Annotated in this window: 17 protein-coding genes; 6 read left to right on the forward strand and 11 right to left on the reverse strand. The window is 62.1% G+C overall.

Annotated elements, in window-relative coordinates:
- The first annotated feature begins 97 nt into the window (after positions 1 to 97).
- From gyrA to EWM57_RS03355, 4 genes are all read left to right on the forward strand, one after another.
- On the forward strand, positions 98 to 2,677 hold the full coding sequence (gyrA, locus tag EWM57_RS03340) for a DNA gyrase subunit A (RefSeq protein WP_129919714.1): 2,580 nt from the start codon (positions 98 to 100) through the stop codon (positions 2,675 to 2,677).
- Between the two features lie 180 nt (positions 2,678 to 2,857).
- Positions 2,858 to 3,997 carry a tetratricopeptide repeat protein gene (locus EWM57_RS03345; protein ID WP_129919715.1) on the forward strand — a complete coding sequence of 380 codons (1,140 nt, stop codon included), beginning with the start codon at positions 2,858 to 2,860 and terminating at the stop codon, positions 3,995 to 3,997.
- Positions 3,998 to 4,980: 983 nt separating this feature from the next.
- Complete coding sequence (locus tag EWM57_RS03350) at positions 4,981 to 6,018, forward strand: hypothetical protein (RefSeq protein WP_129919716.1); 1,038 nt, start codon at positions 4,981 to 4,983, stop codon at positions 6,016 to 6,018.
- A 168-nt stretch (positions 6,019 to 6,186) separates the two neighbouring features.
- A complete protein-coding gene (locus EWM57_RS03355) occupies positions 6,187 to 7,179 on the forward strand; it encodes a GDP-mannose 4,6-dehydratase (protein ID WP_129919717.1) in 993 nt (330 codons plus the stop codon).
- Positions 7,180 to 7,234: 55 nt separating this feature from the next.
- On the opposite strand, the gene EWM57_RS21500 is transcribed toward EWM57_RS03355, so the two are convergent.
- Genes EWM57_RS21500 through EWM57_RS03365 form a run of 3 tightly spaced genes read right to left on the reverse strand, consistent with a single transcriptional unit; the run spans position 7,235 to position 8,658 of the window.
- The gene (locus tag EWM57_RS21500) at positions 7,235 to 7,639 is read right to left on the reverse strand and encodes a lipid-A-disaccharide synthase N-terminal domain-containing protein (RefSeq protein WP_242509965.1); all 405 of its coding nucleotides are present in this window, start codon (positions 7,637 to 7,639) and stop codon (positions 7,235 to 7,237) included.
- On the reverse strand, positions 7,585 to 7,890 hold the full coding sequence (locus tag EWM57_RS21505) for a lipid-A-disaccharide synthase N-terminal domain-containing protein (RefSeq protein WP_242509966.1): 306 nt from the start codon (positions 7,888 to 7,890) through the stop codon (positions 7,585 to 7,587). Before EWM57_RS21505 ends, EWM57_RS21500 begins: the two co-directional genes overlap by 55 nt.
- A 9-nt stretch (positions 7,891 to 7,899) precedes the next feature.
- Positions 7,900 to 8,658: a glycosyltransferase gene (locus EWM57_RS03365; protein WP_129919718.1), complete on the reverse strand. Its 759-nt coding sequence runs from the start codon at positions 8,656 to 8,658 to the stop codon at positions 7,900 to 7,902.
- A gap of 152 nt (positions 8,659 to 8,810) precedes the next feature.
- On the opposite strand from EWM57_RS03365, the gene EWM57_RS03370 reads away from it, so the two are divergent.
- The gene (locus tag EWM57_RS03370; RefSeq protein ID WP_129919719.1) at positions 8,811 to 9,458 is read left to right on the forward strand and encodes a DUF3575 domain-containing protein; all 648 of its coding nucleotides are present in this window, start codon (positions 8,811 to 8,813) and stop codon (positions 9,456 to 9,458) included.
- Positions 9,459 to 9,585: 127 nt separating this feature from the next.
- Positions 9,586 to 10,194, forward strand: coding sequence for a DUF3575 domain-containing protein (locus tag EWM57_RS03375; protein ID WP_129919720.1), 609 nt, complete (start codon positions 9,586 to 9,588; stop codon positions 10,192 to 10,194).
- An 83-nt stretch (positions 10,195 to 10,277) separates the two neighbouring features.
- On the opposite strand, the gene hisIE is transcribed toward EWM57_RS03375, so the two are convergent.
- From hisIE to hisG, 8 genes are all read right to left on the reverse strand, one after another.
- Complete coding sequence (gene hisIE / locus EWM57_RS03380; RefSeq protein WP_129919721.1) at positions 10,278 to 10,919, reverse strand: bifunctional phosphoribosyl-AMP cyclohydrolase/phosphoribosyl-ATP diphosphatase HisIE; 642 nt, start codon at positions 10,917 to 10,919, stop codon at positions 10,278 to 10,280.
- 80 nt (positions 10,920 to 10,999) lie between these two features.
- Positions 11,000 to 11,758, reverse strand: a complete 759-nt coding sequence (hisF, locus tag EWM57_RS03385; RefSeq protein WP_129919722.1) for an imidazole glycerol phosphate synthase subunit HisF — start codon at positions 11,756 to 11,758, stop codon at positions 11,000 to 11,002.
- A 110-nt stretch (positions 11,759 to 11,868) separates the two neighbouring features.
- The gene (gene hisA / locus EWM57_RS03390; RefSeq protein WP_129919723.1) at positions 11,869 to 12,585 is read right to left on the reverse strand and encodes a 1-(5-phosphoribosyl)-5-[(5-phosphoribosylamino)methylideneamino]imidazole-4-carboxamide isomerase; all 717 of its coding nucleotides are present in this window, start codon (positions 12,583 to 12,585) and stop codon (positions 11,869 to 11,871) included.
- Between the two features lie 60 nt (positions 12,586 to 12,645).
- Positions 12,646 to 13,233, reverse strand: a complete 588-nt coding sequence (gene hisH, locus EWM57_RS03395) for an imidazole glycerol phosphate synthase subunit HisH (RefSeq protein ID WP_129919724.1) — start codon at positions 13,231 to 13,233, stop codon at positions 12,646 to 12,648.
- A 168-nt stretch (positions 13,234 to 13,401) separates the two neighbouring features.
- Complete coding sequence (gene hisB, locus EWM57_RS03400) at positions 13,402 to 14,505, reverse strand: bifunctional histidinol-phosphatase/imidazoleglycerol-phosphate dehydratase HisB (protein WP_129919725.1); 1,104 nt, start codon at positions 14,503 to 14,505, stop codon at positions 13,402 to 13,404.
- Between the two features lie 78 nt (positions 14,506 to 14,583).
- A complete protein-coding gene (gene hisC, locus EWM57_RS03405) occupies positions 14,584 to 15,639 on the reverse strand; it encodes a histidinol-phosphate transaminase (protein ID WP_129919726.1) in 1,056 nt (351 codons plus the stop codon).
- Positions 15,640 to 15,704: 65 nt separating this feature from the next.
- The gene (hisD, locus tag EWM57_RS03410) at positions 15,705 to 17,009 is read right to left on the reverse strand and encodes a histidinol dehydrogenase (RefSeq protein ID WP_129919727.1); all 1,305 of its coding nucleotides are present in this window, start codon (positions 17,007 to 17,009) and stop codon (positions 15,705 to 15,707) included.
- Between the two features lie 116 nt (positions 17,010 to 17,125).
- Positions 17,126 to 17,977: an ATP phosphoribosyltransferase gene (gene hisG, locus EWM57_RS03415; protein ID WP_129919728.1), complete on the reverse strand. Its 852-nt coding sequence runs from the start codon at positions 17,975 to 17,977 to the stop codon at positions 17,126 to 17,128.
- Between the last annotated feature and the right edge of the window lie 277 nt (positions 17,978 to 18,254).

Raw genomic sequence — 18,254 nt, forward strand, 5'->3', positions numbered from 1 at the left:
ACAGGCCTTTTTTCGTATCTTGCGGGCTTCACGTAGTACTCACTCACCGGCGCCGGAAGGGCCCTTTTCGGGGCCTCCGGCTGACTAAGATTTCCCTATGGCGGAAGGCGAAAAAATCATTCCGATTAACATTGAAGAGGAGATGCGCGGCGCCTACATCGATTATTCGATGTCGGTTATCATCTCCCGGGCCCTGCCCGATGTGCGTGACGGCCTGAAACCCGTGCACCGCCGCGTGCTCTACGGCATGTCGGACCTGGGCGTGTCGTACAATAAATCCTACAAGAAAAGCGCCCGTATCGTGGGCGAAGTGCTGGGTAAGTACCACCCGCACGGCGACTCTTCGGTCTACGACACGATGGTGCGCATGGCCCAGGACTGGAGCCTGCGGTACCCGCTCGTCGACGGCCAGGGTAACTTCGGCTCCATCGACGGCGACTCGCCGGCGGCCATGCGTTATACCGAAGCCCGCCTTAAGCGCCTGGCCGACGAAATGCTCGGCGACCTGGACAAGGACACGGTAGATTTCCAGCCCAACTTCGACGACTCCCTGGAGGAGCCGTCGGTGATGCCGGCCAAATTCCCGAACCTGCTGGTGAATGGCACGACGGGTATTGCCGTGGGTATGGCCACCAACATGGCGCCCCACAACCTGACGGAAGTCGTCAGCGGCATCATTGCCTACCTCGAAAACGAGGACATTACCATTGCCGAGCTCATGGAGCACGTCACGGCCCCGGATTTTCCCACCGGTGGCATCATCTACGGCTACGAGGGCGTCAAGCAGGCCTTCGAAACCGGCCGCGGCCGGGTGGTGATGCGGGCCAAGGCTCACTTCGAAACCCTGCCCAGCGGCAAGGAGCAAATCATCATCACCGAGATTCCCTACATGGTGAACAAGGCGGCGATGATTGAGAAAACGGCCGCTCTGATCAACGACAAGAAGATTGAGGGTATCTCCGACCTGCGCGACGAGTCGGACCGCGACGGTATGCGCATCGTCTACGATCTCAAGCGCGACGCCATGCCCAACGTGGTGCTCAACAACCTGTACCGCTACACCCAGTTGCAGTCGTCGTTCGGCGTCAACAACGTGTGCTTGGTGAAGGGCCGCCCGATGACGCTCAACCTCAAGGAGTTGATTCACTACTTCGTCGAGCACCGCGAAGACGTGATTGTGCGCCGGACCCGCTACGAACTGGCCGAAGCCCAGAAGCGGGCCCACATCTTGGAGGGGCTGCTCATTGCCCTCGACCACCTCGACGAGGTAATTGCCCTGATCCGGGCTTCCCGCGACGGGGAAGTGGCCCGGGCCCAGCTCATTGAGCGTTTCGCGTTGAGCGAAATCCAGGCCCGCGCCATTCTGGACATGCGTCTGCAGCGCCTCACCGGCCTGGAGCGCGACAAGATTGTGCAGGAATACGAGGAGCTGATGCGCCTGATTGACCACCTGAAGGCCGTACTGGCCTCGGAGGCCATGCAGCGCCAGATTATCAAGGATGAGCTGCTCGACATTCGGGAGCGGTACGGCGACAAGCGCCGCACGGCCATCGAATACGCCGGCGGCGACTTCTCGATGGAAGACATGATTGCCGACGAGAGCATGGTTATCACCATCTCCCGCGAGGGCTACATCAAGCGCACGGCCCTGGACGAGTACCGGTCCCAGGCCCGCGGCGGCGTCGGGGCCAAGGGCGCGGCTTCCAAGCAGGACGACTTCACGGAGCACCTGTTTGTGGCCACTACCCACGAATACCTGCTGTTCTTCACCGAGCTGGGCCGGGTGTTCTGGCTGAAGGTGTACGAAGTGCCGGAAGGCGGGAAGAACACCAAAGGCCGGCCGATTCAGAACCTGATTGAGATTCCCCGCGAGGATTCGATCCGCTCCGTGCTCAACGTGCGCGGTCTGCGCGACCCGGACTACCTGGAAAATACCTTCCTGATGTTCTGCACCGAGCAGGGCACGGTGAAGAAAACCCCCCTCGAGGCGTATTCGCGCCCCCGCACGGCTGGTATCAACGCCATTACCATCAACGAGGGCGACCGGCTGCTCGACGTGCAGCTCACCACGGGCAGCAGCGAGATTGTGGTGGCGCTGCGCTCGGGCCGGGCCGTCCGCTTCCCCGAGGAGAAAGTTCGCTCCATGGGCCGCAACGCCGCCGGCGTGCGCGGCATCACCCTGGCCGACGCCAACGACCGGGTGGTGGGCATGGTCTGCATCTCGGATCCGGCTTCGCAGGAGCTGCTGGTCGTGTCGGAAAACGGCTACGGCAAGCGCAGTTCCCTCGACGAGTACCGGGTTACGAACCGGGGCGGTAAGGGCGTGCGCGCCATGAAAATCACCGATAAAACAGGGGCTCTGGTCACCATCAAGGACGTGCAGGACTCTGATGATCTGATGATTATCAACAAGTCGGGCATCACCATCCGCCTGCGGATGAGTGACTTGCGTACCATTGGCCGGGCAACCCAGGGCGTGCGACTGTTGAAAATCAGCGCCGGCGACGAAATTTCGTCGGTAGCCAAAGTAGCCGCCGATGAAAACGATAAGGACCTCGAAGGCACCGAACTCGAAGCCGGTGCCAATGGCAGCACGGACGGGGAGGGGCAAGACGCTTCCGCCGTTGATGCTGATCTGACGGCCCTTACGGACCCCGAGACGCTGAACAGCAACTAATCCGCGGGAGCAGTAGGGAGCCTGGGGGCTTTCAGGCACGGTATTCGTTTCGGAATGCGGCGTCTGGAAGCCGTCAGGCTTCTTTTCTAACTTCCTTTACTGGCTGAACCAAGTTCGCAGTCCAGCCGTTTGCACTCACATTCCTTTCACTCACCCTCGTTCATTCTTCAGCAAAAAACCATGAAGAAGATTTTTCTGACTCTTGTAGCCGCTGCGGCGCTGCATACGGCGTCGGCCCAGAATTCGGCCGTGACCAGTGCTATCCTGAACCAGCGCCAAGGCCTGCTCGACAAAGCCCGCACCGACATCGACGGCGCGATTCTGAACCCGAAGACCTCGGGCAAGGGCAAAACCTGGTACACCCGCGGCGAGATTTACGAGCAGCTGATGGCCAGCCCGATTTTCGGCAAGGCCCTGAAGCCCGGCGAAGGCACCAAGGCTGCCTTCGAATCGTATTCTAAAACCGTGGAGCTCGAAGGCAAAGACGGGGAATTCGGCAAGCTTGCCACCCAGAAGCTCGACAACCTCTATGGGTTGGCGCTGAATGCCGGCGTGGAGAGCTATAACGGCAAAAACTACGACGAGGCCCTGAACTCGTACCGCATGGCCCAGCAGATCCGGCCCCAGGACACGACGGCCTATCTGTACGCGGCCTATGCGGCCGAAGCCAAGCAGGATTTCGCCGCTGCCAAGGACACTTACGGCAAGCTCATTGCCATGAACTACAAGTCGCCGGCCATGTACGGCCGCATGCTGCAGATTGCCCGCCAGGAGAAAAACGACGCCGAGGCCATGAAAGTGGTGCAGCAGGCGCTGGTGGCGTATCCCGGCAATAAAGCCTTCATGCTCGAAGAACTCAACATGGACCTGAGCGCTGGCCGCAGCCAGCAGGCCCTGGAGAAAATCGACAAGGCCATTGCCGCCGACCCGACCAACTCCAACCTGTACGCCGTGAAAGGCTCGTTGTTGGACCAAGCCAAGCAGCCGGGCAAAGCCCTGGAAGCTTACCAGAAAGCCCTGCAGGTTGATCCGAACAACTTCGACGCCAACTTCAACCTCGGCGTATATAACTACAACAAGGCTGCCGACCTGTTCACTAAAGCCAGCAAGATGGATTTGGCCACGTACCAGAAGTCGGGCAAGAAGTACGAGAACGATGGCAAGAAATACTTCCAGGATTCGCTGCCGTATTTCGAGAAGGCTCTGCAGCTGCAGCCCAATGACCGGGCGGTGCTGTCTTCATTGCAAAAAGTGTACGTTCGTCTCGGCCGCACGGCTGATGCCGACCGTATGAACACCAAGCTCAGTTCGCTGAAGTAAGGGGAGTAGTTTGCACGGCCCGGGCAGTCAGAATAAGCCCGGGCCGTTATTTTAGAATTACTACTTAACATAATATAAATTATAAGACAAACCAATAGATTTATTAGATGGCGTCCACAGCCTCGTTTAACATGAGTAGTCTGCACTGTGACGGGCCCGCAATTAGTATTGAGTAGCTAACGGGTTGTTCCTTTAAATTAGAGTACAGCAGCATTGCCAGCAGTGCACGTACCAGTACTTCATCTGCGCTCTTTCCAGGCCTTGCCTGCCATTCTCACGATCCTAAGCCTGTCTCAGTGGCTCCGTCGTGGGGTTCAATATCGTCGAGCAGTTCTGCACCAGTCAAACTCCAAAGTTTAGGTGAAGTCATGGTTTAGAATTCAGCTGACAGGCCAATGTTTGTTAACAACAATAAGCCTGTGGCTGATCTTCTATATAGACGGTTTGTAGCTGCATCGTAAGCTTAGGCTAGCGTGAGAAATTTGCTTAGCTACATTGACATCCAAGAATGATTATCGCCTTAATACTCGCTAGCTAATGCACTATTAGAGCTCTACAATATTAGTGGCCACTTTGGTTGCTCTTTTATTTCAGCCTGTTCGCAGCCTGTTCGTGGTACAGGAAAACAAAAAGCTTCGCGATGAGCCCCACTCCTGCCGTCAATTAGGCCCTACAGCAGCGGCAAATACAAAATGTCGATTCCTAGGCATTTCTCTTCACTGCTTGCTCTAGCCTCATGAATTAGGCTTTCTTGGCCCGCTGTATCGCCCTCCCCGTCCCCCAATCGCCCCTACCATTAGATTGGTATTAATTAACCTATATAAGTAGTCAATACTATACGTAAAGTGTATTAAAGCAAAAAAAGGTACAAAAAAGTTAATGAAAGTCACACTTTTATATACTTTATACTGCTTTTATGTACTATTGTTTCAATTCTTTTACTTTCCTTTGTTTATACTTCTTCTCCATCCTTGCTTTTCCTTATGCCCAAGACCATTGAATATCCCCGTACCAGTTACTTGAGTGCTTGGGAGGTTGCAGAAGTAGTTGATGATACTGGCGGCAAGTGTGCCATTGAGACTTGTGCCCGTAAGCTTAGCCGTAAGGTCAGCGGCTCTTTCAAGGCTATCATTGGCTCGGCCGTCAAGTTTGGGCTAGTTACCAGTAAGCGGGAGTTACTCACTACTACCAATCTATTCCGGCGCATCAAGCACGCCTATGATAAGCAGGAGGAAAAGGTGTTTCACCGCGAGGCCTTCCTGCATCCCCCCTTGTTCACGCAGATCTGCCGGAAATTCCGCAACCGGGAATTACCGGTGCATATGTTTGACGTGATGCTGATCCGGGAGTTTGGGGTTGAGGAAATCAATGCGCAAAACGTGGCCAAGGCCTTCGTGGATGGGGCCCGCATGGTAGGCATCCTGGATGAGCGCAATGTCATTGCTGATATTGACGCCTTGGCAGCTCAGCAGACACCCCGACGGGAACTGGCCAGTACGGAGATGCCCGCCAACCTCTTTAAGCCGGCTGCAACCGAAACGCCGGCATCTACCGCTACCGGGGCACCAGTTGCTGCTGCCGCCCCAGTGGGTTCACCACGTTCGGAAGCTAACGGTGCGGTGGCTTCGGTCCCGGCGGCGGCTCAACCACTGCGGGGCAAGGATGCGGTATCGAGCCTGTTTGGCTTGGATACCGATGATCTGGATGACAGTGCGGATGATTACGTCACGGAGTTTGTACCCTCCGGGGCGTCGACAGGACCAGAGATGGTTGATCGTTCCCCGGCAGTCTATAATTCCGCGCCGTTTAGTGCTCCTACGCCCCCCGCAGTTCCGACCGCGGCCGTGGGGCCTTCCAAGCCCTTGGGAGCCGTGGTGCCCGCTCATTCGGGCTCCAGTTACGCCCTTAGCATCAGCGGGCCCGGTATCGACACTCAGCTGATCATTCAGGACCAGGATGATCTGGCTATTGTGAGCATTCTACTGGAGAAAATCCGCCGGCAGCTCGCGCAGGCGGGGTAAGCTCCCCTCCTGGCGTCGGCGAGCTAGCTTCAATCCAGGGCGTTATTATGTTAACCAAGTTTAAGGTGGGAAAACGCCCTGGGTTGTGATGCGCCGGGCATTTCGCAGTACCTTTGCCCCCCGCCTGGCTTCCCGGCGGGGGTTGCTTTTTTCTTCCATTGCTGAGCTATGGCTTCAATTCTGGTTACTGGGTGCGCCGGCTTCATCGGGTCTCACCTCTGTGAACATCTGCTGCAGGGCGGACACCACGTCATCGGCATCGACAACTTCGACCCGTTCTACGACCGGACCATCAAGGAGCAGAACCTGGCCGGCTTCATCCACCACCCCCGCTTTTCCTTTCACGAGCTGGAGCTACGCCAGGGCGCGGAAGCCCTGGCCGACGCACTGCCCGCCGCCCCTATCGACCTGGTAGTGCACCTGGCGGCCAAGGCTGGCGTGGGACCCTCAGTGCGGGAGCCGGTGGCTTACCTTGACACCAACGTGATGGGCACCCTGCAGCTGCTGGAATGGATGCGCCAGCGCGGCATTCAGAAGCTGTTCTTCGCCTCGTCTTCCTCAGTCTACGGCAACACCCCCGAGCGACCCTTCCGGGAGGAACTACCCCTGCTGCAGGCTTGCATCTCCCCGTACGCGGCCAGCAAGCTGGCCGGGGAGCAGCTGACCTACACCTACCACCACCTCTACCGGCTGGACGTGCTCAACGCCCGCTTCTTTACGGTGTATGGTCCCCGCCAGCGCCCCGACTTGGCCATTCACAAGTTCGTGAAGCTGCTGCGGGCCGGGCAGCCGATTCCGGTATTTGGAGACGGGACCACCGCCCGCGACTACACGTTCGTGCTCGATACGGTGGCCGGCATCAACCAGGGTATTGACTATTTGCTGGCCCACGAGCAGGTGTACGAGACCATCAACCTGGGTAACAGCCGGCCCGTGCCCCTGCTCGAGCTTATTAGCGCCCTCGGGGAGGCCGTGGGCGTGGAGCCCCAACTGGAGTTTCAGCCCATGCAGGCCGGCGACGTGGACGTGACCTACGCCGATATCCGCAAAGCCCAGGCCCTGCTGGCCTACTCCCCCCGGACTTCCCTGGCCGCCGGCCTGCAGGAGTTCGTAGCCTGGCTCGACTCCCGCCCCCCGGCCAGCCCCACTCCCATCTGGTAAGGCCCGGATTTGCTCCGGGTTACCCCAACAGGATAAAGTAAAAGCCCGGCGCAGCTTACTGCGTCGGGCTTTTTACTGGCTGCACTGGTTTCACTTCTTTGCGCAGCAAGACAATATTACGGGCGTAGACCACGGTGCCGAAGACGTTGCCCAGAATCAGCACGGCATCGACGCGCAGTACGGCGTAAACCAATATCAGCACGGAGCCCACCAGACTCACCACCCAGAAGTTGAGCGGCAGCACCGATTCGCCCTTGCGCTCGGAGTAGATCCACTGGTAGACGAAGCGCAGCAGAAACACCACCTGCCCCACGGCCCCCAGCAGCAGCCAGCCCCCCGGGATGCGGGAGTTGAGCATGCCCTGCAAACTGAAGTGCTGGTTGCCGGCCACAAACCAGCCCAGCATCAGCAGCGGAAACAGGTAGGCCCCCCCCGAAACCAGGGGTTGAGCTTGCGCCACTCGCCCAGCAGCTGCAGGTTGCGGATGTAGATGGCGTAGCTGATGAGCTGGGCCGCCAGAATAATCGGGTCGTGGCGGAGCATGCCGTAGAGAATCATCAGAAACGACGATATCAGGCTGATCTGCCAGAACAGCGTGGGCACCAGCACCCGCTTGGCCCGCTCGCTCTGCACCCACTGCAGCACGATGCGGCTCGAAAACAGCAGCTGCGACACCAGGCCAATGCCCAGCGCAATGGTTTCGGTCTTCATACGACAGGGTTAGCGGCCGGCGCCGTCGGCCCGATGGTGCTCCCCGATTTCGTAGTTCTTCCAGCGGCTACGGATCCAGCGGAAGCCGAAGGTATCGACCAGGGGCTTCCAGGCCCGGTTCCAGAGGTTGTACTTGGCCGTGCCGGCGAAGCGCGGGAAGTGCTGGACCGGAATCTGCTTGACCTTGCCGCCCTGCAGCTGCACCAGGGCCCCCAGAAAGCGGTGCATGCCGTGAATCAGCGGCAGGCGGCGGGCATACTCCATCTTGATGATCTTCAGCGGGCAGCCCGTATCCTGAATGCCGTCGTTGATGAGCGTGCGGCGCACGGTGTTGGCAATCTTGGACGAGAGCTTCTTGACCACCGTATCCTGGCGCTTGGCCCGAATGCCGTTGACCATGTCAAATTCGGGGAAGAACTCGAAGAAACGCAGCAAATCCAGCGGGGAAGTCTGAATGTCGGAGTCGATGTAGCCGATCAGCGTGCTGCGGCAGTGGTCGACGCCAGCCTTGATGGCCGTGCTCAGGCCGCGGTTCTGGCTCAGGGAAATAAACTCGTAGCGGGCGTCGTGCCGGCAGATCTCGCGCAGAATGGGCAGCGAGCCGTCGGTGCTGCCGTCGTTGACGAACAGCACGGTAGTGGCCACCGGGGTCTGGGCCAGAAACTTGTTCATCTCCACCACAAACTGGCGCAGACTTTCTTCCTCGTTGTACACCGGGACGAGTACCGTCAGGGACTGCAGGGCCAGGTAAGCAGAATTATCGGACATAGGGAGGCTGGAATCGGGGCGCAAATTAGCAACTATTTCCCCGTCCGGGGCCGGCTCCCGCAATTTGCCGACCCCGGCTGACAACCCGCGGCCGGCCCGCGGCACTCTCTAGCAGCAGTAGCTCCTTCCTAACTCGCTTACCCAACTTCGTTATGCTTATCCCAACTCTTGCCGGCGGCCTGCTGCTCAGCCTGGGCACGCTGCCCGCTCTGGCGGCTCCCCGCACTACCCCAACCACCCAACCCGATACCACCGCGGCCCCCGCCCGAACCGGCCGCGCCCACGCTATTAAGCTGGGGCTGCAAAGCTCCAATTACACCGGTCAGCGCCCCACGCTGGGCTACGAATGGGCCCTGGGCCGCCACCTGAGCCTGGAAACCGGTGGGAGCTACAACGGCTCGACCTGGCGCGGCGGCTACAGCTACGTCAACGATGATAATTCCGTCACGGACTACTCCTATTACCAGCGCACCCGGCAAGTGATGGGTCAGCTGCAGGCGCGCTACTATTTTCAGCGCCGCACCCCCGCCCTGATTGGCTGGTACGCCGGGCTGGGTCTAAACACCACCTATAGCTATTCCTTTAGCACGTCGACCACCCAGCCGGCGGGCTTCACCACCCACCGCCTGGCGGTGCAGCCCCAGTTGCGGCTGGGCCGGCAGTGGGCCCTGGGCCAGCGCTTTCTGCTCGACACCTTCCTGGGCCTGGATATGAACAAACTCCCGGGCCGGCTGCCCTCCGGGCGCCGCCCCTGGGTAGCGACGCCCGCCGCGGGCTTCCAGCTCGGCTACCGGTTCTGAGCCGGCGGCAGCGGCCGGCTGACGGGTACGGGCCGCTATATTTTAGAGCACCAATATCAGATTGGGCGGCCGGGGCGTTGGAGTGAGTAGTTCGGCTATTTGCCCCTTATTTCTCCCTTCATCCGCTATGCTCACTTCCCTTATCAGCCTGCTGCTGGCCCTGCCCGCAGCGCTACCGCCTGGTGCCCGCCCCACGCCCGACTCCACGGGCACCCCCGTACCTAATTCCCTGAAGCTGGGCGTCACCACGGCGGCCAACGGCCAACTCTCGACCCTGGCCCTGGAACGACAGCTGCGGCCGCGTCTGACCCTGCAAGCCCGCCTGGGCTACGGGGCCCGCACGTTCAGCGAATCTTACTCCCTGCCGGGCCCCGGGCCGAACACCGTTCCCTACACCCGCCGGGTCCGGCAGGCCGAGGCGACGGCCCACCTGCGCTACTATATCGGGCGGCACCCCAAGCCGCTCTCGGGCTGGTATGCGGGCCTGGGCCTGGGGTTGGCCCGCCTGCGGGAAGAGGGCACCCGCCCCCAGTCCGCCGCCGAAACCCGTACCCGCCTGCTGCTCTGTCCGCAGGTGCAGGTGGGCGGGCAGTACGTATTTGGTCGTCATTTCCTGCTCGACGTCTTTCTGGGGCTGGGAGCCGCCCAGCAGCGGAGCTTTTCCTTCGCTCCCACCCCCCGGCGGTTCTGGGATTTCTACGCCGCCAATGGCCTGCAGGTGGGCTATGCTTTCTGAACAGCGGCTGGAAAAGAAACGCGGGGGGCGGACAACGGTAGCTGTCCGCCCCCCGCGTTTCGGGGTATTCCTGCTCAGCAAGTCTATTCCCGCCGCACCCCACCCGAAATCGTGGAATGGCGCTGGCGGAGCACCGCCACTATTTCCTCCAGGGTGATCTGCGAGGCGGCCAGCAGCACCAGCAGGTGGTAAAGCAAATCGGCGGCTTCGCCCTTAAGGCCCTCCACGTTGCCGCCCACGGCATCAATGACGGCCTCGACGGCCTCCTCGCCCACTTTCTGGGCAATTTTGGGCATGCCCTTGGCAAACAAGGACACAGTGTAGGACTTGGGCTCCTCGGCGGGAAAGTCGCGGCGGCGCTGCACCAGGCGCTCCAGCTCGGCCAGAAAGCTCACCGGCGCGGTCGGATAGGCCGTTTGCCCGGTCTGCTCGAAGCAGCTGACCGTACCGCGGTGGCAGGTTGGGCCGTCGGGCCGGGCCCGGATCAGGATGGCGTCGCCATCGCAGTCGGGGTGCAGGCTCACCACGGTCAGGAAGTTGCCCGAGGTTTCACCCTTGGTCCAGAGCCGGTTTTTGGAGCGGGAGAAGAACGTCACCCGACCCTGCTGCCGGGTTTTCTGCCAGGCTTCCTCGTTCACGTAGCCCAGCATCAGCACCTGGCCCGTATCGGCGTCCTGCACCACGGCGGGCAGCAGGCCATCCATTTTTTTAAAGTCCAGCTCCATGGGTGGTTTTGGGATTATGGTTACTCGTTATTCAGTGAGGCCTCGTCTAATAACGAACAACCGACAACGAACAACGAACTCTACAGACGGACCGGAATGCCGTCCTGGCGCAAATGTTCCTTCAGGGCCCGGATACCGATTTCGCCGAAGTGAAAGATGCTCGCCGCCAGTCCGGCGTCGGCCTGGGCCTGCTGGAAGACGGTGGTAAAGTCCTGCATCGAGCCGGCCCCGCCCGAGGCCACCACCGGTACGGACACGGCCCGGCTCACGGCCCCGGTGATGTCGAGGGCGAAGCCGTCCTTGGTGCCGTCGTTGCTCATGCTGGTGAGCAGAATCTCACCCGCCCCCCGGTCGGCGGCCTCCCGGCACCACTGCACCGCGTCGCGGCCGGTGTTGTGGGTGCCGGCCCGGGTGTAAATCTGCCAGCCGTCGGGTTCGTGGAAACGGGTGTCGGCGGCCACCACGATGCACTGGCTGCCGAAGCGCCGGGCCAGCTCGTCGATGAGCTCGGGCCGGGCCAGGGCCGCGGAGTTGAGGCTGACCTTGTCGGCCCCGTTGAGCAGCAGGGCTTCCACGTCGGCCACCGTGCCGATGCCCCCGCCCACGGTGAAGGGAATATCGAGCTCCCGGGCCACGTCGCGCACCAAATGGATCAGCGTGGTGCGCTTCTGGTTCGTGGCCGTGATGTCGAGAAAGACCAGCTCATCGGCGCCTTCGCGGGCGTAGCGGGCGGCCAGCGCCACCGGGTCCCCGGCGTCGCGCAGGCCCTCGAAGCGCACGCCCTTCACGGTGCGGCCGTCCTTGATGTCGAGGCAGGGAATAATGCGTTTGGTGAGCATTGGGTTGTCGTTCGTTGTGCGTTTTCAGTTGTTCATCGTTCGTCTCAGGTTGATGTCAGCTAGGCGCACTTAGCGCCCGAATACCGAACCGTTCAAAACGAACAACGAGCCTACAGCCAGGGCTTGAGCTCGGCCAGGGTGATCGTGCCCTCGTAGATGGCCTTGCCGATAATGGCGCCGTGCATGCCCAAGGCAGCCAGGGCTTCCACGTCGGCCAGGGTCGTGACGCCCCCGCTGGCCACGAGCTCAGCGGCGGGCAGCTCGGCCCGGAGCCCGGCGTAGGTTGACAGCGAGGGGCCCTGCAGCTTGCCGTCCTTGCTTACGTCGGTGCAGATAAAGGTTGTGGCGCCCGCCGCCAGGTACTCGCCCACAAACTCGGCCAGGGTCCGCTCCGACTGCTCCGCCCAGGCGTTGATGGCAATGTGGTTGTCGCGAAAGTCGGCGCCGAGCAGAATCCGCTCCGCCCCAAACCGCTGCAGCCACCCTCGCACCGTCGCTGGTTCGCGCACGGCAATGCTACCGGCCGTCACCTGGGCGGCCCCGGCGTCGAAGGCTTGCTGCAGGGCCTCGTCGCTCTGCAGGCCGCCGCCGTAGTCGATGCGCAGGCCGGTATGGCGGGCAATACGTTCCAGCACCGGCAGGTTGACCGGCCGCCGGGCCCGGGCCCCGTCGAGGTCGACCAGGTGGAGGCGGCGCACGCCGTGCTGCTCAAAGCGCTGGGCCACGGCCAATGGGTCCGCGTCGTAGGTGGTCTGCTGGCTGAAGTCGCCTTCCGTGAGCCGGACGCACTGGCCGTTGATAAGGTCGATGGCGGGGATTATTTCCATGGGAAGAAGTCAGAAAGTTTGGCGCGCAGCAGAATTGCGGCGGGCGCCGGTAGAAGAAGCTTACAGGCGCAGAAAGTTTTCTAGAATCCGGGTGCCGACCGGGCCGCTCTTCTCGGTATGAAACTGCACGGCGTAAAAGTTCTGGTGTTGGACCGCGGCGCTGAACGGGGCCGGGTAAGCGGCCTGGGCAATGGTGTAGTCCCCCACCGGGGCGAAGTAGCTGTGCACGAAATACACGTAGTCTTCTTCGCGCAGGCCGGCAAACAGCGGGGAGCGAAGCTGCTGCAGGTTGTTCCAGCCCATATGGGGCACCTTCAGGCCCGCCGCGGCCGGAAACCGCACCACGTCGAAGGGCAGAATGCCGAGCAGGTCCACGTCGTTTTCCTCGCTGTGCCGGCCCAGCAGCTGCATGCCCAGGCAGATGCCCAGAAACGGCTGTGTCAGGGTGGGCAGCAGCTGGTCTAACCCTTGGGCGCGCAGCTCCCGCATGGCCGACGAAGCTTCCCCTTCCCCGGGGAACAGAATCTTGTCGGCCGCCCGGATGGTGGCGTGGTCGGCCGTGAGCGTGGCCTGCACGCCCAGGCGCTCCAGGGCAAACAACACGGACTGCACGTTCCCACCCTTGTAATCGATAACTGCTATGTTCATTTGAGCAAGCCTAGGTATTTACTCATTTGTTAATAAGTGCAACTCATTTGCACTTGCTGGATCTGCGCACCCTGCCGTTGCTGTCAAAGGATGAAGCCAAGGGACACTTTTCAGCTATCAGACATACCTTACCCAATTGTTAAAACATTTGAGTAAGGTATTACCGCCTTACAAAATTCCTTTCGTGCTGGGTATCTCCATCTTGCCGGCATCCCGCACCAGGGCCATTTTGATGGCCTTGGCCACGGCTTTGAAAATGGCTTCTATCTTATGGTGCTCGTTCTGGCCTTCGGCTTTAATGTTGAGGTTGCAACGGGCCGCGTCGGCGAAGCTCTTGAAGAAATGGTAAAACATTTCGCAGGGCATATCCCCTATTTTCTCCCGCTTGAACTCGGCGTCCCACACCAGCCAGGGGCGGCCGGAAAAGTCGATGGCCGCCTGGGCCAGCACGTCGTCCATGGGCAGCAGAAAGCCGTAGCGGGCCAGCCCGCGCTTGTCGCCCAAAGCCAGGGTGAAAGCTTCACCCAGGGCAATGGCCGTGTCCTCGATGGTGTGGTGCTCGTCGATGTGCAAGTCGCCCTGCACGTCGATTTTCATATCGACGCCGGAGTGCTTGCTGAGCTGGTCGAGCATGTGGTCGAAAAAGCCCAGCCCGGTGTTCATCCGCGGGCGGCCGGCCCCGTCGAGGTTGAGCTCGATGCGAATCTTGGTTTCGTTCGTGTCCCGTTGTACTACGGCCGTGCGGGCGGGCAGACGCAGGAATTGGTATATCTCGTCCCAGCTCGTGGTGCTCAGCGCGGCCCGCTCGTCGGCCTCAGCCCGGATCAGGATGGCCTGGCAGCCCAGGTTCTGGGCCAGCTCCACGTCGGTGAGCCGGTCGCCGATGACGAAGGAGTTGGCCAAGTCGTAATCCGGGGTATTCAGATACTGCCCCAGCATACCGGTGCCGGGCTTGCGGGTGGGCAGGTTGTCGTGGGGGAAGCTGCGGTCGATGTGCTCGCGCGCAAACTCCACCCCTTCCGAGCGCAGAATGTCGAGCATCAGCGTGTGGGCGGGCCAGAACGTTGCCTCGGGGAAGCTCGCCGTACCCAGCCCGTCCTGGTTGCTGACCAGCACCAGCTCGTAGTCCAGCTCCCGGGCAATGCGGGCCAGCCCGCTGATGGCGCCGGGCACAAACTGAAACTTGTCCCGAGTCAGGGCGTCCACCTGAAAATCCGTTGGCGGCTCCACCAGGATGGTGCCGTCGCGGTCAATGAAGAGTACTTTTTTCATGGGGTAAAAAAGCGCCGGCGAAACCAGCGCGGAAGAAGCGGTAAAAAAACTGAGAGCGGCAAACCACGCGAAGGTGCGTTAGCCCGGCTGATACTCCCGCAGCGCGGCCAGCAGCAGCTCGTTTTCGGTGGCCGTGCCCACCGTCAGGCGGAGCGTGCCGGCGCAGCCGGGCTGGGTCGTACGGTTGCGTACCACGATGCCCTTGTCGAGCAGGTACTCGTACACGGCCGTCGCGTCGGGGTGGAAACGGACGAGTAGAAAGTTGGCGTCGGACGGGAAAACGTGCTCCACGATCGGCAGTGCGGGTAACCGCTCAGCCAGCCAGGCGCGGCCGGTGAGCAACTCCCGGCGCATCTGCTCGAACCGGGGTGCATCGGCCAGGGCGGCCAGCGCGTGCTGCTGGGTGGCTTCCGATACGTTGTAGGGCGGCTTGATCTTGTTGAGGTAGGCAATGATGTCGGGCGCGGCGAAGGCCATGCCCAGGCGCAGTCCGGCCAGCCCCCAGGCCTTGGAGAATGTCTGCAGCACCACCAGGTTGGGAAACTCGGCCAGGCGGGTCGTCCAGCTCGGGGCCGCGGCGAAGTCGGCGTAGGCCTCGTCCACCACTACCAGCCCGCGGAAGCCGCGCAGGATTTGCTCCATGGCCGCGGCGTGTAGCAGGTTGCCGGTGGGGTTGTTGGGCGAACACAGCCACACGAGCTTGGCCGAGGAAGCCAGAATCTGCGCCACGGCCTGCGGCGAGACCTTGAAGTCGGCCGTGAGCGGGACTCGCTCAATGCCCACGTCGTTGAGGTTGGCGGCCACCTCGTACATGCCGTAGGTGGGCGGCAGAATCAGCAGACTATCCTGGCCGGGCACGCAGGTCAGGCGCACGAGCAGGTCGATGGCCTCGTCGGAACCGTTGCCCAGAAAGAGTTGGTCGGGAGACACGCCTTTCAGCGAGGCCAGGGCCGCCTTCACGGCCCGCTGGTGGGGGTCGGGGTAGCGGTTAAAGGAGTCCGGGCCGGCGCTGCCGAGGCTGTTTTCGTTGGCGTCGAGCATCACCCGGGCCTCACCCTGAAACTCGTCGCGGGCCGAGGAGTAGGGCTTCATGGCGCGGATGTTGGGGCGAACGAGCGAATCTAGATTAAACATGGCGGGGGAAATACGCAAACGGGTTGGCGCGCTGCGGGCGCGGGTGAACAACGTAAGTGGCGGCCTCAGGCCGGGGTGCCGGCCAGCGCGTCGAGGCGGAGCGTGACGGCCCGGGCGTGGGCGCTGAGCCCTTCGGCCTCGGCCATGGTTTCGACGATGGGTCCCAGACTGTGCAGGCCCTCGGCGGTAAGGCGCTGGAAGGTAATTTTCTTCAGAAACGAGTCGAGCGAGACCCCGCTGTAGTTGTGGGCGTAGCCGTTGGTGGGCAGCGTGTGGTTGGTGCCCGAGGCGTAGTCGCCCACGGCCTCCGGGGTCAGGTGGCCCAGAAACACTGAGCCGGCGCTGGTCACGCCGCCGGCCAGCTGGTCGGGGTTTTTCACGGCCAGAATCAGGTGCTCGGGGGCGTACTGGTTCGAGAAAAACAGCATTTCTTCCGGCGTGCGCAGCAGAATGGCCCGGCTTTCTTCCAGGGCCTGGGCCGCCACCGCCGCCCGGGGCAGCGTGGCCAGCTGACGCTGCACCTCGACCTTGGTGGCTTCGAGCACCGCCAGCGAGTCCGACAGCAGGATTACCTGGGAGTCGGGGCCGTGCTCGGCCTGGCTGAGCAGGTCGGCGGCCACGAAAGCGGGGTTGGCCGTCTCGTCGGCAATGACCAGCACTTCCGAAGGGCCCGCCGGCATGTCGATGGCCACGCCGTAGCGGGTGGCCAGCTGCTTGGCGGCCGTCACGTAGCGGTTGCCGGGGCCGAAAATCTTGTCGACGGCCGGCACCGACGCCGTGCCCCCGCTCAGGGCGGCCACGGCCTGGGCCCCGCCCGCCTTGATGATCGTCGTGATGCCCAGCAGCTGGGCCGTGAACAGAATGGTGGGGTTCACCGAGCCGTCGGCCTGGGGCGGCGTGCACAGCACCACCTCGGGGCACCCCGCCAGCCGGGCCGGTACGCCCAGCATCAGCAGGGTGCTGAACAGGGGCGCTGTGCCGCCGGGAATGTAGAGTCCCACGCGCTGCACGGGCACGGCCCGGCGCCAGCACAGCACCCCCGGCATGGTTTCCACCCGCTCCTCGGCGGGACGCTGCACTTCGTGGAAGCGGCGGATGTTGGCGTGGGCCTGACGAATGGCGGTTTGCAGCGCCGCCGGCACCTGGGCCGCGGCGGCCTCCAGCTCCTGGGGCGTCACGCGCAGGCCGGTGGCCCCCAGGTCGGCCCCGTCGAAGCGGTGGGCGTAGTCGAGCAGGGCCGCGTCGCCGCGCTGGCGCACGTCGGTGAAGATCTGCTCCACCCGCTGGGCCACCTCGTGGGCCTCGGCGGCGGCGGCCCGCTGCTGGAGCGCCGCCCATTCCGGCTGATTGGGATATTGAAAGATTTGCATCTGGTTGGGGTCTGGGAAACTTAGGGACCGGGCAGGTGGCGGGTGGGACTTGGGCGTTGCAGCGGCCTTACCTGGCAACCACTGCTCTGGGCTCCGACGCCCTCCCCGAAAACCACCTACGAAATCATCTTCTCGATTGGGAGCACCAGGATGCCTTCGGCACCCACGGCTTTGAGCTGGCCGGTGATGTGCCAGAAGTCGTCCTCGTTGACCACCGACTGCACCGACACCCAGCCCGTTTCGGCCAGGGGCGTCACGGTGGGCGACTTGATGCCGGGCAGCAGAGCCTTCACCGCGTCGAGGGCCGCTACGGGGGCGTTGAGCAGGATGTACTTGTTGCGGCGGGCCCGGCGCACGGCCTGCATCCGGAACTGTAGCTGGGCGAGCAGCTCCCGCTTTTCGGCGCTCAGGTTCTGGTTGGCAATCAGCACGGCCTCGGAGCGAAACACGGTTTCCACTTCGCGCAGGCCGTTGCCCAGCAGCGTGGACCCCGAGGACACGATGTCGCAGATGGCGTCGGCCAGGCCGATGCTGGGCGCAATTTCCACCGAGCCGCTGATGGTGTGCAGATTGGCCTGCACCCCTTCGCCGGCCAGGTAGCGGCCCAGGATTTCGGGGTACGAGGTAGCAATGTTTTTGCCCTGCAAATCGGCCACCGAGCGGTAGGGCTCGTTGCGGAGCACGGCCAGCGAGAGGCGGCACTTGCTGAAGCCCAGGGTTTCGACTTCCAGGCTCGGAAAGCCGGCTTCCACCAGCACGTTCTGGCCCACAATCCCTAAGTCGGCCACGCCGTCCTGCACGTAGCCGGGAATGTCGTCGTCGCGCAGGAACAGGATTTCGAGGGGGAAGTTGGTGGCTTCGGTTTTGAGCTTGTAGGTGCTGCTGACGAAGGAGATGCCGCACTCGCGGATGAGGTTGAGCGAGTCCTCGCTCAGGCGGCCCGACTTCTGAATGGCTAAACGAATCATGGAATTACCTAAAAAAAGCGCAGCGCGGCCCGGGGCAGGCTGGCGGTTGGGAAGAAGCTGGTTACGGGAAACAGGACCGTTGCGGCGGAAAAAGCGGCAAAAAGCGGTCGGGCCACCCTCTGGGGCGGCCGGGCTACCGGCTTAGCGGTGCGCCCAACGGGGACGATATGCTGCGTTCATTCCTCTACTAAGAGGAATGGTGGCCGTGCACATGATGGTGCGCCGCGCGCAGCCAGCCAGCGGCAACGCTCCCGGAGGGGGCGGCGGCTTGAGGGCG

The organism is Hymenobacter persicinus, assembly GCF_004167665.1.
Classification (GTDB): Bacteria; Bacteroidota; Bacteroidia; order Cytophagales; family Hymenobacteraceae; genus Hymenobacter; species Hymenobacter persicinus.